Genomic DNA, 16,072 nt, shown 5'->3' on the forward strand with positions numbered 1-16,072 from the left:
TGACCAATTTTTAAGGGATACAAGCCCCGTCCTTTAGCATAGCGGAGGACGGCTTTGATTCTTGATGTATCCTATTAGAGTTTTAATTGGTGCGCCTCCTACCGACACCGCAAAATAGCTAGGCGACCACAAAGCCTTTCCATTCTTAGGCTTTCTAAATCCTGCTTGTCCATATCTGCGACTCGATACACCTTTGAGAGCATTAACTATTTTAGATACAGATAGCTTAGGTGGGTACTCAATCAAAGCGTGTAGATGCTCTTTTTCCCCATTGATTTCTAGGATTTGAAAGTTCATCTTCTTGGCTACATCATGAAAGACTTTTTCTATCAAAACTAACTCGGATTCAGAAAATACATCTTCCCTGTATTTGGTCACGCAGACCAAATGAACTTTGAGGTCTGTAACACTATGTCTCTCTCTTCTGTATTTCATGATATTATTTATGCAGACCTACATATAATATCTCGATGAAAGCTCGTTATCAATACCGTATATACCCAACAGACCAACAGCGTAAATTGCTGGGGCAGGTTTTTGGATGTGTCAGAGTGGTTTTTAACGATGCTTTAGCTTTGTGCAAAAGGAGCGAAAAGTTACCCAAGAATTCAGAACTACAAAAAATCTGTATTACTCAGGCTAAGAAAACCGAAGAGAGGCAATGGTTGAAAGAAGTGTCTAACATTCCTTTGCAGCAATCAGTTGCCGATCTGGGAGTTGCTTACAAAAACTTCTTTGATTCGCTGTCTGGTCAGCGCAAGGGTAAGCGTGTTGGTTATCCCAGGTTCAAAAAGAAACATAACCAACAAAGTGCTAGATTCAGAAAAGGCGGTTTTTCTATCAAAGGAAATAAAGTTTATCTGGCTAAAATTGGTTTGCTTCATACCAAATGGTCAAGAGAACTTCCATCTGAACCAAGTTCGGTAACAGTAATCAAAGATAGGGCTAATCGTTATTTCCTAAGCTTTGTTGTTGAGATAAAACCTGAGATTATTCCTGCTCAAAGAGAATCTATCGGAGTCGATTTAGGCATCTCCATTTTTGCTGCTCTTTCTAATCACGAGAAAGTATATGCACCTGATTATTCAAAGCTCGAACGTAAAATCAGACGTACCAAGAGAATATTATCTAGAAGAAAAAAAGGAAGTAAAAGGCGCGAACTAACTAGAATCAAGTTAGCCAAACTAACATCCAAACTAGCTAGAGTTAGAAAAGACTTTCTTCACAAATTATCCTCAAGGCTGATTAAAGAAAATCAAATTATCAGTCTTGAGGATTTGAATGTGTCTGGCTGTCTTAAAAACCGCAAATTAGCTAGAGCAATCAGCCAACAAAGCTGGGGGATGTTTAGAGCAATGTGTGAGGCAAAAGGCAACAAATATTGTCGTGATGTTCGTATCATTAGCCGATGGCAGCCTACATCTCAAATTTGTGCCGATTGCGGATATAAATGGGGCAAGCTAGATTTATCGATCAGAGAAATAGTGTGCTTGGGATGCAATTCCCGTAAATGCAGAGACGGTAACGCCTCTGCCGTAATAGATAGAATCGGGCTAGGACATAGCCACGATGGAAATAAATGGATAGGGAGTGGGCATAAGACCTCAGTAGAGGCAATCCACGATGAACTATCAACCACCCCTAAGCAGTTAACTTTGTTTTAGGGAATCGTCGCCCTTTTAGGGCGGTCGAGGATGTCAAATCTGCTTCTTCGAGAATTTTTCCTTGAGTAATATCAGCATGGAATACTCGCACATCAAATTCTTGTATGATGTCTCTGGCGCGTTTTTCTTGCTTTTCAATTACTGATATTTTGTATCCTTGTTCTTGGGCGATCGCAATTAGCTGCTTGGTTACAGCCCCCGCCCCTACTATGATTAAATACATTTTGTTTACTTACGACAGTTAATCTAGTGCCAGATATCCGCAGCATCAAGATTATGGCGATATAGGCGATCGCCCCTAAAATGAATGATGGTGTTAAGAAAAGGATTATCGAACATAATTTTTGTCTTGAAAATAATAAAGGGTTTGGCAATGAACTGCTAAACCCCAGTTTTTGATTATTGATTTAAAATTTACGACTCGGTAGAAGGCAGAACTTCTATTTCCATCTCCACGCTGTCAACTCCGAGAATTTCTTCTGCTAAAGGCTTAATAGTCTCGTATTCCTTTTGACTGGGTACTGTCCCGACAATCGCCACGTTACCATCTTCGGCATCTACAGTTAGTTTGGAGCGGGGAATATTAGCCTCTAACTTGGCTCTAACTTCACTTTCAATATCTGAATCATTTCTAACTTGCTGATCGCCGAAGACATCATTCCGTTGTTCTCTGGCGCGAATGTCAGAATTTAACTGATCTTGACGAACTTCGCTAGTGGCATCTTCGAGAGTTTCTTCCACTTCCATAGGATCTTCTACGACAGGACTTTCATCCACAGAATCAGGAGCATCAGCACTGGTTCTAGCGTTATCACAGCCAACAGCACCTAATAGTAATGTACTACCTAATAATAAAGTTATTAACTTGTTCATCTTATTTTCTCCAATTGATAATAATTTGTTTAACCAACGGTAGCTACTGCGCCACCATCAACTCGATAGTTTGCACCGACAACAAAGCTAGAATGTTGGGAACAAAGAAAAGCAATTACCGCAGCTACTTCTTGAGCTTTACCCCGACGGTGCAATTCTAAATGGGGGCGTTTTTCATCGAGGAAAGTTTCAATAGCTTCATCAAAACTCATTCCCTTTTCTGTTGCTCGTTTTTCCATCATCGCGTCAGTCATGGGAGTAGCAATGTAGGCAGGAGATACAGAGTTAATTAAAATCCCATCCTTGGCGTAGGCTTTAGAGAGATTTTTAGCCAAGTTAATTACCCCCGCTTTCGCTGCACAGTAGGGCATTTCATCAGTGTAGGGTTGCACCGCATCTTCCGAACCAATCAGGACAATTCTACCCCAGCCTTCTTGTTGCATAGTAGGAATAAAAGCCCGACAGACACGCACCGCAGCCATGAAATCTACATTGATGGTTTCTAACCAGTCTTCATCGGTTAGTTGCAAAAACTCTTTAGTTGCACCAGTGATACCAGCACAGTTGACCAAAATGTGCACCGTGCCAAAGTAATTAATAATTTGTTGTTTAGCTGCTTCAACTTCTTCTAGATTACGTAAATCTGCCGTAACTGGTATTACTTCACCTATTTTGCCAATTTCTGAGGCGGTTGCTTTTAATTCATCGGTTGTTTTATCTATGAGGGCAATTTTAACCCCTTCGGCAGCTAGTAACTTAGCTGTGGCTTTACCCATACCAGAGTCACCACCAGTAATTACTGCTACCTTATCTTTAATTCCAAAATCCATGCTTATTTTCAGGTTATTTTTATCGTGCTTGTTTTTCAATTACGTCGCCGTCTGCTTCTACTTCTAATTCTTCACGACGGACAGTTTCTCTAGTATCAACAGTATTGCGATCGACTTCTTTACGAATGCTTACTTCTTCGCGCACAAAAGTTTGCTTTTCAATATCGGCAGATTCTTCGTAAACTTCCATACGAGTGACTTCACCGCTGTCAAATCCCACTGTGCCAGGATTTACTGCTGTGCCATCTACGGCATCTCTGCGCTCGACGACAACACGTTCTTTGGCGATGGGTACGGCTACTTCAGCAGTTTCGGTTTCCACCCGCTTACTGATCGCTACTTCTCCAGTTTTTTCGCGCTGTTTGTTAACCATTAGACGTTCTTCATACAGTCTAATTTTGTCATCATCAGCTAAATCAGTTCTAGTTCTGATATCTTCATCTACATCATCAACAGTAGTGGCTTTTGCCCCTGGAATATTATAGACATCAAATTCTTCGACACCATGTTGACGCATGATTGATTCCGCACGAGCAATTTCTGCTGCCGAACCAGTCACCATAACTAAAAAGCTACCTTGAGCCACGCGATCGCTATAAACTTGGGCTTTTTCTTCGGGAATACCCAAACCAATCAACGCACCAACTAAACCACCAGCAGTAGCACCGATAGCACCACCAGCTAGGGTAGTGACGATCGCAGTTGCTTCTGCACCAGCCAGTAAGATTGGTCCAATACCAGGAATGGCTAATGCACCCAAACCAACAAGTAAGCCCGTAATACCGCCCAATGCACCACCAGTTAAAGCCCCAGCAGTAGCACCTTCATCGACCTTATTTCCTATTTCTTCAGTGGTTTCGTGTCCTACAACTTCGTCAGCATCTCTGGCAATCACAGAGACTCGATCCATATCAAAACCTGCACTTTTGAGATTGCGAACTGCTGCTTCTGCTTCGTCACGACTATGATATAGTCCAGCAGCGCGTTTGTATTGAATATTGTTCATAATTTTGTTTCCTTAATGTAGAGTAGGGATAATATCTGGTTCAAATTAGAGAAAGATTTGACAAACCAGCTTTACTAAATAATTTCTTTTCTGGCTAACTTTAATATTTCAGTTTTTTTAGCCGAAGTTATCTATCTTCAGCAATAATCTCAAGATAGATAAAAGCTAAATATTTTTATTCCTGAGTTAGACTGGGAAATTTTTCGGCAAAGTAGTTACTAAGGAATGTATTAACCAGAGAAAGAAGTACGGGAGCAAGAATAAAAGCTAGTAAACCTCCAACTTTAAATCCTGGTACAAACAGTGAAGCCAGCCAAAAACATAAACCATTGATTACTAATGAAAATGCTCCCAAACTAAGAATATTTATCGGCAAGGATAGTAGAGATATTACTGGTTTAACTCCTGAATTAATTAATCCAATTACCAATGCAGCAACCATAGCGGCAGGGAAGTTAGCTATATTGACTCCCGAAAATATAATGTCTACTACTAAAAGACTTAGTGCAGTACCTAAAATAGTTAAAAACGAACTTAACATAGTTGATTAACTCCTAACTTTGTTTTTATTGATTTTATTAATTACTATCAATTCTTAAATATTTCTCTTATTTGAAACGTCTAGCAAAAGATATATTTTGATTTTCTCTATACTTAATCTTTTAATTAAATAGAAAAGGCGATAGTCCTAAATGCGATCGCCTTTTAGAGAAATATTTAACTGTTTAATGACCGTCTAAATCCAAACGGTTATCATCGCGAGTTTCCAGTTTATCTTTTAAACCTAATTCTTCGCTATCTCCCATTTCTAAACCTGCTTTTCTGCCCAATTTATCTACATCATTGAGAGATAATTTTCCTTGGCTATCTAATTGATCGCCATCATTAATTTCCCTAATTGGTTGAGTTTGGGCAAACTTTTCTTCCCCAGTATTCATCTTATTTTTGTCTCTTTACTTATTAAGCTACTCTTCCTTCTGTTGCTCCACCTACAGCTTTCCATCCAGGCAAACCACCTTGAATTTCAGAAACACTTTCAAAACCTTCTTGACGTAAATTATTAGCTACCTCGTAGGTTTTTTCATTACTATCGCCATAGATATAAATATCGCGATTTTCAGGTAAATTTTGCACATCATCAATCAACATTGCCCCAATAATTCTTTCTTCTAAAAAAGCACTGCGATCGCGACTATCGATAATAGTCAATGCTGGTTCACCCCATTGTAAGCGGTCTTTTAAAGACTGTGAGCTAGCTTTAGGGGTAGGTTTTGGAGGAGTAGGAACTACATCGGGAATTGTAGCTTCAACTTTATCTTTTACTTCAGAAATAACTTTTGCTTCTGCTTGTTGCTCGGACATAAAATATTGTTTTTTAATTCGCCATTATTATTCATTAAAACAAAATTTTGTAATTAAAAACTCTATCTCAAGCAATATAATGTTTATTATTTTATTTTTTATGAAGATACCAAACGGATTCTAGATCTCGTCCAGGTTGAAAAGTGGAGTTTTACAATGATTGTGAAATACGTTTTAAAAAAAATACTTATTACTTATTACTTATTACTTATTACTTATTACTTACCCTTCGGGAGGTGCGCGTTCCCTTGCGCCTGTCGGCGGCGCGGGGTCGCACCTTTACTTACGAGCAGTTAAATCAAAAAATCCTGGTTTCAAACTAGATACGGTTTAGATTGCGATCGCTAAGAAATTAATTTTATCTCTCCTTAGATAGAAGATATTTTATTTTAAAAATTAGACAATAATAATTAATTACTTTAAGTAATCAAATTATAAGGAAACGAAAAATGGGAATTATAAATATTATCGCTGCAATATTACTTCCTCCTCTTGGTGTATTTATGACTATGGGAGTTAGCCAAGCTCTATTAATTAATGTTTTATTGACTTTACTGGGCTGGATTCCTGGTATTATTCACGCTCTTTGGATTATTGCCAAAAAATCAGAGCAAACTACTGTTTAGTTTCGTTTGGTTCAAGGAATAATTGATAGTTATACACCAGTTATTAAAAGTTATTAGATAAACCAATAATTACCTCCCAGCCTTGGGAGGTAGTTTTACTTTTTAGATCTATAACTGAATGCGGTTTAAATTGTGTAATTATTTTCGAGAATTATCGTCAAATAATTCAGAAATAGATCGCCAAAGTTCTTTGAGGAGTTGTTTTACCTGTCTTTCTTTTTTAGCGATCGCAGTTCCTGTTTCACCCAGCTTTTTCTCAAATTCTTGCTGTTTGGCTTCAACTTTATCGGTAAAGACTTCAGGATGTTCTCTGGCTTTTTCGTACCAAGCTTTAGCTTCTGCTAAATATTTACTCGCGTCGTTATAATTTTCTCCATATCGACTAGAAAGATTGGCTTGGACTATAGCTAACTGAGCCTTTAGTTGGGCATAACGCTTCTGCAAAAGAGCAACTTCTTCGCTATTTTTAATATTCTCAACAGCACGATCGATTGCTTCTTTGACCTGAACTGATTTATCCTGACTGTTAGTTTTAATATCTTCTAATGCTCCATCAATTTCTTGTTGTAATTGCTCTGATTCAGTTTCTACTTTTACTTCAAGAGTTTGAATTTCTGATTGAGTTTGGGAAATTACTTTGCGTCTAGTATTATTGATTCCCTCTACTGCACCTTCAATAGAAGCTGTAATTTCTTCTTTTAATTCTCCTTGTTTATCTTGAAAAACTTCGACGACTGCGGCGATCGCCTCTTGGATTAAACTACTAATTTCTGCTCCACCTGATTGAAATTCAGATTTTGTTTCCGATATGGCTGTTTGAACAATATCTTTAATATTTTCTCTCTTTAATTCTCCTGCTTTTTTAGCTTCTTGAAGTTTATTGATAATCTTTTCTTTTCTTGATTCATCCATAGTTGCTATCTCACTTAAAATAAATTTAGATATATTTTTTATTAGTCGTTAATTAATAGAGCATATACTCATATTTCCATTGTAAAATTGAAATTTTAGCTGTCATCTATCTTGCTATAGATATAAATGAATGTAGAAAACCATAATAATGCTAAAAAAAACTACAACAAAAATATTAGAAAAATTTAAAAGATGGCTCAAAAATAGTCGCCATTTTGTTTTTTCTCGATATGCCAAGGATGCTCAAGAAACCCAACCGCCAGAGCGATCGCTGGTTGAGCTACCCAAAGAAGTTAGAGAAAAGTTAGTTAATGCAGTAGATAATTTACCGATTAATCCTGGCGATAATCAAGCGATCGCATCTTAAAAGTCAATTCAATTTACTAGGGCGGTTTGCGAAGCGGAGGGGCTGTTTCTTGAGGAAACCTCAAGAATTTATAAGCCCCGCCCGTACAGTTGTTAGTTGTTAATTTCTATAGTAAAAAATATAAAAAAATGTTTATGATTAATTATCAATTATATTTATTAGCGCAATCTGCACAAGAAACAGCCGAACAAGCTCAAAATATTGTCTCTAAAATTACTACTGGTAAGATTGCTCAGGGAATATTTATTCTATTAACTACTTATTTGATTTTAAAAATTATCGATAAGTTAATTTTGTGGCTATCAGAAAAAATTGCTAAAGAATGGCGATTACGAGTCAAACAGTTTTTACCTTTTTTGCGAATGATAGTATTGACCACAACTACTGTGGTTTTAATGAATCTATTTCTCAATCTTTCTCCAGAGAATATTTTAGCCGTAACGGGAACAGTAGCCGTAGCTTTGGGTTTTGCTTTTAAAGATTATGCCAGTTCCATTATTGCAGGAATAGTTGGCTTGTTTGAATCTCCCTATGGAGTAGGCGATCGCATTAGAATTGGCGAGCATTATGAAGAAGTTATTAGCTATGGTTTGAGGACTGTTAAAATCCAAACTCCAGACGATAATCTGATTACCATTCCCCACAATAAAATCTGGACAGAAGCCGTCTCTAACGCCAATACAGGTGCTTTAGAGGCACAGGTAGTAACAGAGTTTTATTTGACTCACGATATAGACATTAATATAGTCAAAAAAATTCTCTATCGAGTGGCGCAAACTAGCAAATATACCGCTCTTAAATTGCCCATAGTAGTAATAATAGAAGAAAAACCTTGGGGTACTGTATTTAAACTTAAATCCTATCCCCTTGATGCGCGAGACGAATTTATTTACCAGACCGATCTGATTACCAGAGCTAAACGAGCTTTTGCCAAACACCAACTTACTTATCCGAATCTATCGGCAATTTCTAACCTTAAAAGTTCAGACAGTTAGAAGTATTAGAAATAGGAGTAGACTGAGTAGCTAATTCAGTGACCTTAAAAAGCAGGTTATCTATGTCAAACGGCTTATAGATAATGTCATCTGCCTTACTATTTTGTAGCTGTTCATCTTTGAGGCGATCGAGTGCAGAAACCAAAATTACTGGTAAGGATTGGTAATCTCGCTGCTCTTTAATAGTACGGCTAACCTGTATCCCACTAATTTCTGGCATCATAATATCCATTAAAATTAATTGGGGCTGAGTGTGTTCTAGACAATTCAAAGCCTCTTTACCATTATTCGCTGTTTCAACTTCATATCCAGCAGACTCTAAAATTAACTTGAATAATACTAAAAGATCCTCATTATCTTCTACTACCAAAATAGGACTTGACTTTGACATAGCTAAGTTTGCTCTTTTACTTTAATAAGACCACAATAACTATTAACATAATTAATAACATCAGAATAAAGATATACATCTCAAGAATTAACTACAAAATATAAATTAAATATTAAAGATCAATCAATTCTTAAGTGTTTATCTTGGTTTTAACCTAGATATCAAAATCTATAATTTTTATTAAAAAATAATTAATCTTAGCGATTTTAACTTATTTTAATTTTCTTTTAGCTGTATTTGTGATGGTAATTCTCGTAAAATGAGGGTATAAATATCAGTTGGCATCTCAACATTAGCTGCTTCCAAAGCTTCTTTAACTCCCTGGGCTACCCTTGAAGTAGTAGCTAAAAAACCCGATCGCCGAGAGTCTACCCAGAAGCGAATTTCTAGATTAACCGTACTGGCTGCTAGTTCCTTTACTAAGACATCAGGATGGGGTTCTGATTCTACTTCTTTAGTGTTTTCTAGTACCTTGTTTATTACCGCGATCGCCTCCCCAATGTTTTCTCCATAGTCAATGCCTACTATTACCGAACTGCGACGACGGGGAGAAGCGGTATTATTAATAATACTTGCCTGAAAAACTTCTTGATTGGGAATATATACCACTCGTCCATCGTAGGTTTTCATTGTTGTAGCTCGCAGTTGAATTTGGGTGATTGTACCTTCGTATTCATTAATGACTACTTGGTCGTTAATCCGAAACGATCGAGCAGCGAGTAAAATCACTCCAGAAATATAGTTACTCAACACATCTTTTAAACTAAAACCGATCGCGACGCTAGTTAACCCCAATGCACCCAACAATGCCCCAAAGTCTAACCCCATAACACCCAAGGCAATAATACAACCAACTACCCACACGCCACCATAACTGAGTCTACCGATCAAAAGCTCCGTATTAGAATCTCCCTCAGTTTGCTTTGCCCAAGTGTAAGCAGCATAACGCACTCCTTTTGCTACTCCCCAGGTAATTCCCATGACGATAATCGCCCCAACCAAAGAGGGTAAATTACCCACAATATCTCTTAATAACTCTCTGGTGGTTGTATAAAGGCGTTGAGTAACATCGATCGCCAGTGGTGGTTTTTCAAAAGCATTATCTAGCTGGGTTGCCCATCTCTCGGCTAATTGTTCTGTACTCAAGCCAAAATCTTCTGCATCTTGCAGGGTAACAGTCATAATGATGCGATTTTTTACTCTCAAGGTAGCAATCTTACGAGGATTGTCTGGGGCTATTTCCACTTTGCCTGGGTTTTCATTTTGAGACAACAGGCTAGCTAGGCGACGATTAATAATTTTTGCCCTAGCACTGGCATCAATTTGAGGCAGACTACCAATTTGAAAGATTGGACGGTTTCTCACTAATACATCGGCAAAATATAGTCCATCACTGGGAATAATGGTAGATGCTGGTTGAGTCGGAGTAATTATACTCTCTTCGTCTTGAGATAAAGCGGTTGGTGCAATATTAAATGAAAAAGCGATGCCTATGGCTAGCTTTGCAATCGCAACTATCGTGGTAATAGTAAAATGCGATCGCTTTTGGTGATTTTTGTTAACCACAAACAAGCAAGAGAAATCGAGCATTGACTCTAAAGAATATTATTCTATCTTGATTAGTTTTGTCTGAAACAGAAACAGAAGCCGAAAGAAAGTAAAGTTCCCCGTCAATCTTTGATGAAAAAGAAATAGAGAAGAAGTAAAACAGTCTCAGTAATCAGCTTCTACTGTTGACATATTTAGATTAAATTTAGTAGCGATTTGACTCATAACTTCTTGTTCTTCTTTATGGTTTTTAATGATAGCTAATATTAAAATTCCCGAACGCAACTCTTGGATAAAGTAAAAGCGATCGGGTGAATCTTGCTAACTTAGCCTACGAGGCTATTTATATTTAACAGTATTGAATCTCAAAAATGGATAACAATTTATTGATAAAGATCGATTGATTAGTTAGTTAAATTATCAAAAAAGTTGCTTGCTTTTTCTTTGACTGTAGTAGCATTTGCTTCTTCAGGAGAGATCATTTTACCTTCGTCTGCACTACCTTGTACGGCATTTAAACCCTTTTGCGCTTCTTTGGTCACTTCTTTAATTCCACGAGGATTAGAGCGAGCAACGTCATCTGTTTTTTCTTGAATTTTGTTTAAACTTGCTTCTCCTTCAGTGGTTTTGCTAGTTGCTGCTTGAGCGGGATAAACACTGGAGATAAATAATAATCCACACACTACTGCTGTTAAAGCTAAACGTAAAGAAGATTTTAACCAGTTGTTTAATTTACTCAATAACATAAGTTTGCCTCAATAATTTTTTAATTAACTAACTAATATCAATAATTACTTTATACCTGCATCTAACTAAAGTAATATATTTTCCTGGCAAAAATTACGTATCTGTAAGATAGAATTTTCTATCGAAATGTAGATAAAATTAGCAAAATAATCATTTTAAATAGTGTTAGAGCAACTTAGTTAAAGTAATTATGAACAATCAAACTAATCAAACTAATAGTAAAGCAAACCGCACTGTTAATAAGGGAGATATTATAAACGACTCTAAATCTTTAGCAGAAAAAAAGGAGCAAATAGCTGTAGATAGCTGGGATCCTGCTGGTCATGTTAAAGTACCTACTTATTTTCCAGTAGAAGATCAAAACGGTGAAGAAAAAGCCTTACATCATGTTAAAGATGCAGAAGAAATATCTGATGTAATTCGTCAAGCAAGAACCGATGAAAATGGCGATCGTCAATGGCGGTAGGTTGGCTTAATAGCAACAAGCAAGTAGCCAAACAAATATTTATTGGCTGCTAAATAAATGATAATTACCAAAATTACTATCAAACTATCTTACCGAGAAATTTTAGACAAAAATATAAATAACGAGGAGTTTTTGATGAACCCAACTAAATTAGCTACAGCTACTATTCTGGCTTTTAGTCTAGCTTTACCTACTGGTGCAGCTTACAGTCAAGAAAGAGAAGAAACTGTAGATCAAAACTTAAACCAAGCCGAGCAAAACATCGATAATGTCGGTGAAAATCTTCAAGATGCAGGAGAAGCCTTTGGTAACAGTATTAAAAACACTGGCGAAGCAGCCGAACAAGGGTTAGAAAATACTGGTGAGGCTATCGGGGAAGATTTAAACGACGCTGGTAATGCGATCGAGCGCAACTATAATCAGGCTGAAGAGCAAGTACGACAAACTGCTGCGGAAGCAGAAGCAAAGATTAATCAAGCTGCGGAAGCAGCACAAGCGGAAATTGCCGAAACTGCTGTGGCAATCGAGCAGAGATCTAACTGGGGCTGGTTAGGACTTCTAGGTTTATTAGGATTATTTGGTTTGGCTGGTAGAAATAAGAAAACCACTGTAGTAGAACATGGTCGAGATCTAGAGCCGATCGACAAGAGCGATCGCAGTACTATGTACAATAGCTAACTTACTGAAGTTACGCAATACAAGGAAAAATCAATGGTTAGTTGTTAGTTGTTAGTTGTTAGTTGTTAGTTGTTTTAATACCTACTACCTACTACCTACTACCTACTACCTACTACCTACTACCTACTACCTACCCTGACAGATCGATTAGTATGTAACATCAGTTAATAATTGTTGATGCTGCTATCTGTCTAAAGCTAGACGCATTTGCTTTACTCATCCCACTAGCATCTAAACAGATTAGTGAATAAAGCGATCGCTTCATCAAGGAGAATTTTGTGGCTAATAATCAAGAAATTTTAACTAATGCGTCAGGTATACCCGTACCTAGTAACACCGTATCCAAGTCTGTAGGAAAACAAGGACCTTTACTTCTAGAAGACTATACTCTTTTAGAGAAAATGGCGCACTTCAACCGCGAGCGTATTCCCGAACGAGTAGTTCATGCAGTGGGTTCTGGTGCTTATGGTAAGTTTACCGTTACCGATGATATTACCAAGTACACCAAAGCCAAATTGTTTTCTGAAATCGGCAAAGAAACCGAAATTTTTGCTCGCTTTTCTACCGTTGCTAAATCTAAAGGCGGTTCTGATATCTACCGAGACTTAAGAGGCTTTGCCGTTAAGTTCTACACCGAAGACGGTAACTGGGACATGGTGGGTAACAATACCCCAATTTTCTTTATGCGCGATCCGATGAAGTTTATGGACTTTATCCGTTCCCAAAAAGAACATCCTCAAGAACACTGGCGACACGACCAAATGTGGTGGGATTTTTGGTCATTAACTCCTGAAAGTATACATCAAGTATTGTGGTTAATGGGCGATCGCGGTGCGCCCATGGGCTGGCGACATATGAATGGCTATGGCAGCCATACTTTTAGTTTGATTAACCAGGAAAACGAACGGATTTGGGTTAAATTTCACTTTATTACCGACCAGGGTAATAAATTCTTTACTGACGAGCAATGGCGTAAAATGCAGGGTATCGAACCCCGTTGGGCAACTAAGGATTTATATAATGCCATTGAAGAGGGTAATTATCCTTCTTGGACGATGCACATCCAAACTATGACCGACGAACAGGCGCAGAATTTTCCCTGGAATCCTTTCGATCTAACTAAAGTATGGCCTCATGGTGACTTTCCTTTACAAAGAGTTGGTAAGTTTGAATTAAATCGTAACCCCGAAAACTATTTCGCGGAGGTAGAACAGGCAGCATTTTCCCCTGGTAATGTCGTTCCTGGTATTTCTTGGTCGCCAGATCGGATGTTACAGGCACGGATTATGTCTTATGCTGATGCTCATCGCCATCGTTTAAGCGTTAACTACGATCATATTCCTGTCAATCAACCCCATGGTACTAAAGCTAGCGATCCTTACCGCGATGGCTTGATGCGTACTGATGAGAACAAAGGTGGACGCATTAACTATAATCCTTCCCACGAAGGCTATCCCCAAGCAGATAAACGAGCCGAAGCACCACCCTATCATGTATCTGGAATGGCAGCACGCATCGAACTAGATGAGGAAGATCATTACGATCAGGCTCGGATGTATTACGATATGCTCGACGCTGGGGAAAAAGAGCGTTTGTATAACAATATTGCAGGTAGCTTGGGTAAATGTAGCGAAGAAGTAATTAAAGACCAAATGCAACTATTCCGTAACGTCTATCCCGAATTAGCCGACAAGGTACAAGAAGCAATATCTCAAACCGAACCCCCCAAACCAGAACCCAAACCAGCAGCAGTTTAAAGAATGAGCAAACAGGAGAGAGGAAATAGGCAATGCCCCGATCTTCTTTCCTGCAACCAGCTATAAATAAAAAAATGAATGAATCAAATTGGATCGATATTTCCTTGACCATACACCCTGAAATGCCCTATTGGCCAGATAATCCTGCTGTAGAGATCGAACCAAGTCAATGTTTGGCACATGGAGATGTCTGCAATGTTTCTAAATTAACTATTGGCACTCACACGGGAACTCATATCGACGGCATCAATCATTTTATTAAAGATGGTATGGGGGTGGATCAAATGCCTTTAGATGCAACCGTTGGTAAAGCTAGAGTAATTGAAATTAAAGACCCCAAACAAATTACCGTAGCAGAAATTGAACCTCACAATCTCCAACCAGGGGAAAGAATTTTATTTAAAACTAGAAATAGCACCCATGCTCTCAAGTCTGCCGATTTTGTCGAGGATTTTGTGCATATATCTACAGAAGCAGCCAACTATCTAGCTCAAAAACAAGTCCGCACCGTCGGTGTAGATTATCTCTCTGTTGGTGGTTATCAAGGTAATGTTGTAGAAGTCCATCACGCCCTACTGGGTTCTGGGATTTGGGCGATTGAAGGATTGGATTTATCTCAAGTCGAACCAGGGGAATATGAGTTAGTTTGTCTGCCAATTAAGTTAAAAGATGGTGATGGTGGTTTAGCACGGGGAATATTACGGCGTTGCTGAATAAAATAAATAGACCTTAGATAGATAACAGCTACGCCAAAAATTTTTAACATAAGGGCAACTAGAGAAATTATATTCTTATCAAAGAAGTCATGGAAAAATTTGCCAGGTTTGGCTATGTTGCTAAAGGTTTTGTCTATGGAGCGATCGGAATTTTGGCATTATTAGCTGCGTTTAGTCTTGGTGGTAAAACCACAGATACAACAGGAGCGTTACACGCGATCGCCGCCCAACCATTTGGACAGATATTACTCGCGCTAATTGCCATTGGTTTAGTCGGATACGTTATCTGGCGGTTTATTCAAGCTATTAACGATCCGAGAGACAAAGGCACTGATGCCAAAGGAATCTTTACTCGCTTAGGTTATGTGTTTAGCGGTATTGCCTATGCTGGAGTGGCAACTAATGCAGCTATGCTGGCAATCGGTGCTGGTAATAATAGCGGTGGTAACTCCAAACAAGATTGGACGGCAATGGTAATGGAGCAACCATTTGGTAGATGGTTGGTGGGATTAGCTGGCGCACTTACTATTGGTATTGGTTTTTGGCGACTATATCAAGCATATAAAATTAAATTTCGTAAAAAACTCAATCTCAGCGAACTTAGTTTGCAACAAAAAGACTGGTTGGTTAATGTTAGTCGCTTTGGTATTGCAGCCAGAGGTGTAGTTTTTGTTATGATTGGTTTTTTTATTTTACAAGCTGCTCGCCAATATAATCCTGAAAAAGTCAAAGGATTGGATGGTGCATTATTAACTTTAACCCAACAACCTTTTGGCAAAATATTATTAATTTTAATGGCGTTAGGGTTAGTTGCTTATGCCGTCTATTTATTGCTGCAAGCTCGATATCGTCGTATTGAAACAAATTAATTTTATTCTAGCGATCGCCTTGTTCCATTACAACTATTATTTACATATTATTCACGGTAACTTATAACTAGCTACTCGAATATTTAATTCCCCCTGTTGAGGATCGCGGGTAAAAATAAATTCTCCCGCTCGCCGTTCTTGGCGAGATAAGAAATCTATTTGCTGACGACCAAATTCTACTGGATTATCTTTAAGTTTTAGATGGGCAATAATTTCTACAGATTCTGCTGTTTCTCCCCCATAATTTACTACGGTAAAAGGTACA

Annotated in this window: 21 protein-coding genes and 1 pseudogene; 9 read left to right on the forward strand and 13 right to left on the reverse strand. The window is 38.1% G+C overall.

Translation table 11 applies throughout. The features are described from left to right. Positions 1-33: 33 nt before the first annotated feature. Complete coding sequence (gene tnpA / locus AC33VI_RS06980; protein ID WP_491781544.1) at positions 34-435, reverse strand: IS200/IS605 family transposase; 402 nt, start codon at positions 433-435, stop codon at positions 34-36. A 35-nt stretch (positions 436-470) separates the two neighbouring features. Here tnpA and AC33VI_RS06985 point away from each other — a divergent pair, with 35 nt between their 5' ends. Next, positions 471-1,664 carry an RNA-guided endonuclease InsQ/TnpB family protein gene (locus AC33VI_RS06985; RefSeq protein ID WP_491781545.1) on the forward strand — a complete coding sequence of 398 codons (1,194 nt, stop codon included), beginning with the start codon at positions 471-473 and terminating at the stop codon, positions 1,662-1,664. Here the strand turns inward: AC33VI_RS06985 and AC33VI_RS06990 are convergent. The 7 genes from AC33VI_RS06990 to AC33VI_RS07020 all read right to left on the reverse strand — a co-directional run bounded on the left by AC33VI_RS06990 (position 1,642) and on the right by AC33VI_RS07020 (position 5,735). Further along, the gene (locus tag AC33VI_RS06990; RefSeq protein ID WP_491781546.1) at positions 1,642-1,887 is read right to left on the reverse strand and encodes an NAD-binding protein; all 246 of its coding nucleotides are present in this window, start codon (positions 1,885-1,887) and stop codon (positions 1,642-1,644) included. The two genes, AC33VI_RS06985 and AC33VI_RS06990, sit on opposite strands and share 23 nt — an antisense overlap. 191 nt (positions 1,888-2,078) lie before the next feature. Then, positions 2,079-2,537, reverse strand: a complete 459-nt coding sequence (locus AC33VI_RS06995; RefSeq protein WP_491781547.1) for a BON domain-containing protein — start codon at positions 2,535-2,537, stop codon at positions 2,079-2,081. Between the two features lie 29 nt (positions 2,538-2,566). Continuing rightward, positions 2,567-3,367: an SDR family NAD(P)-dependent oxidoreductase gene (locus AC33VI_RS07000; RefSeq protein ID WP_491781548.1), complete on the reverse strand. Its 801-nt coding sequence runs from the start codon at positions 3,365-3,367 to the stop codon at positions 2,567-2,569. 19 nt (positions 3,368-3,386) lie between these two features. Then, positions 3,387-4,373: a YsnF/AvaK domain-containing protein gene (locus tag AC33VI_RS07005; protein ID WP_491781549.1), complete on the reverse strand. Its 987-nt coding sequence runs from the start codon at positions 4,371-4,373 to the stop codon at positions 3,387-3,389. Between the two features lie 175 nt (positions 4,374-4,548). Continuing rightward, the gene (locus tag AC33VI_RS07010) at positions 4,549-4,914 is read right to left on the reverse strand and encodes a phage holin family protein (RefSeq protein WP_491781550.1); all 366 of its coding nucleotides are present in this window, start codon (positions 4,912-4,914) and stop codon (positions 4,549-4,551) included. Positions 4,915-5,098: 184 nt separating this feature from the next. Then, positions 5,099-5,311 carry a DUF6335 family protein gene (locus tag AC33VI_RS07015; RefSeq protein WP_491781551.1) on the reverse strand — a complete coding sequence of 71 codons (213 nt, stop codon included), beginning with the start codon at positions 5,309-5,311 and terminating at the stop codon, positions 5,099-5,101. A 22-nt stretch (positions 5,312-5,333) separates the two neighbouring features. Continuing rightward, positions 5,334-5,735 (reverse strand): rhodanese-like domain-containing protein, encoded by a 402-nt coding sequence (locus AC33VI_RS07020; RefSeq protein ID WP_491781552.1) that lies wholly within the window; start codon positions 5,733-5,735, stop codon positions 5,334-5,336. 449 nt (positions 5,736-6,184) lie between these two features. On the opposite strand from AC33VI_RS07020, the gene AC33VI_RS07025 reads away from it, so the two are divergent. Then, complete coding sequence (locus AC33VI_RS07025; protein WP_491781553.1) at positions 6,185-6,361, forward strand: YqaE/Pmp3 family membrane protein; 177 nt, start codon at positions 6,185-6,187, stop codon at positions 6,359-6,361. Between the two features lie 138 nt (positions 6,362-6,499). On the opposite strand, the gene AC33VI_RS07030 is transcribed toward AC33VI_RS07025, so the two are convergent. Then, positions 6,500-7,273: a histidine kinase gene (locus AC33VI_RS07030; protein ID WP_491781554.1), complete on the reverse strand. Its 774-nt coding sequence runs from the start codon at positions 7,271-7,273 to the stop codon at positions 6,500-6,502. Positions 7,274-7,421: 148 nt separating this feature from the next. Here AC33VI_RS07030 and AC33VI_RS07035 point away from each other — a divergent pair, with 148 nt between their 5' ends. Then, on the forward strand, positions 7,422-7,640 hold the full coding sequence (locus AC33VI_RS07035; RefSeq protein ID WP_491781555.1) for a hypothetical protein: 219 nt from the start codon (positions 7,422-7,424) through the stop codon (positions 7,638-7,640). Between the two features lie 128 nt (positions 7,641-7,768). Further along, the gene (locus AC33VI_RS07040) at positions 7,769-8,635 is read left to right on the forward strand and encodes a mechanosensitive ion channel family protein (protein ID WP_491781556.1); all 867 of its coding nucleotides are present in this window, start codon (positions 7,769-7,771) and stop codon (positions 8,633-8,635) included. Here the strand turns inward: AC33VI_RS07040 and AC33VI_RS07045 are convergent. The 3 genes from AC33VI_RS07045 to AC33VI_RS07055 all read right to left on the reverse strand — a co-directional run bounded on the left by AC33VI_RS07045 (position 8,616) and on the right by AC33VI_RS07055 (position 11,320). Continuing rightward, positions 8,616-9,026, reverse strand: a complete 411-nt coding sequence (locus AC33VI_RS07045; protein ID WP_491781557.1) for a response regulator — start codon at positions 9,024-9,026, stop codon at positions 8,616-8,618. The two genes, AC33VI_RS07040 and AC33VI_RS07045, sit on opposite strands and share 20 nt — an antisense overlap. 216 nt (positions 9,027-9,242) lie before the next feature. After that, positions 9,243-10,616: a mechanosensitive ion channel family protein gene (locus AC33VI_RS07050; RefSeq protein WP_491781558.1), complete on the reverse strand. Its 1,374-nt coding sequence runs from the start codon at positions 10,614-10,616 to the stop codon at positions 9,243-9,245. A 362-nt stretch (positions 10,617-10,978) separates the two neighbouring features. Next, positions 10,979-11,320 carry a hypothetical protein gene (locus tag AC33VI_RS07055; RefSeq protein ID WP_491781559.1) on the reverse strand — a complete coding sequence of 114 codons (342 nt, stop codon included), beginning with the start codon at positions 11,318-11,320 and terminating at the stop codon, positions 10,979-10,981. Positions 11,321-11,511: 191 nt separating this feature from the next. On the opposite strand from AC33VI_RS07055, the gene AC33VI_RS07060 reads away from it, so the two are divergent. The 5 genes from AC33VI_RS07060 to AC33VI_RS07080 all read left to right on the forward strand — a co-directional run bounded on the left by AC33VI_RS07060 (position 11,512) and on the right by AC33VI_RS07080 (position 15,807). Next, complete coding sequence (locus tag AC33VI_RS07060; RefSeq protein ID WP_491781560.1) at positions 11,512-11,787, forward strand: hypothetical protein; 276 nt, start codon at positions 11,512-11,514, stop codon at positions 11,785-11,787. 135 nt (positions 11,788-11,922) lie between these two features. Next, positions 11,923-12,465 (forward strand): WGxxGxxG family protein, encoded by a 543-nt coding sequence (locus AC33VI_RS07065; protein WP_491781561.1) that lies wholly within the window; start codon positions 11,923-11,925, stop codon positions 12,463-12,465. Positions 12,466-12,743: 278 nt separating this feature from the next. Further along, positions 12,744-14,222: a catalase gene (locus tag AC33VI_RS07070; protein WP_491781562.1), complete on the forward strand. Its 1,479-nt coding sequence runs from the start codon at positions 12,744-12,746 to the stop codon at positions 14,220-14,222. A 32-nt stretch (positions 14,223-14,254) separates the two neighbouring features. Then, positions 14,255-14,935: a cyclase family protein gene (locus AC33VI_RS07075; RefSeq protein ID WP_491781563.1), complete on the forward strand. Its 681-nt coding sequence runs from the start codon at positions 14,255-14,257 to the stop codon at positions 14,933-14,935. 92 nt (positions 14,936-15,027) lie between these two features. Further along, on the forward strand, positions 15,028-15,807 hold the full coding sequence (locus AC33VI_RS07080; protein WP_491781564.1) for a DUF1206 domain-containing protein: 780 nt from the start codon (positions 15,028-15,030) through the stop codon (positions 15,805-15,807). A 51-nt stretch (positions 15,808-15,858) separates the two neighbouring features. On the opposite strand, the pseudogene AC33VI_RS07085 reads toward AC33VI_RS07080, so the two are convergent. Continuing rightward, a pseudogene (locus AC33VI_RS07085) lies at positions 15,859-16,072 on the reverse strand (TIGR02588 family protein); the annotation flags it as partial.

This window comes from Waterburya sp. (assembly GCF_058530065.1).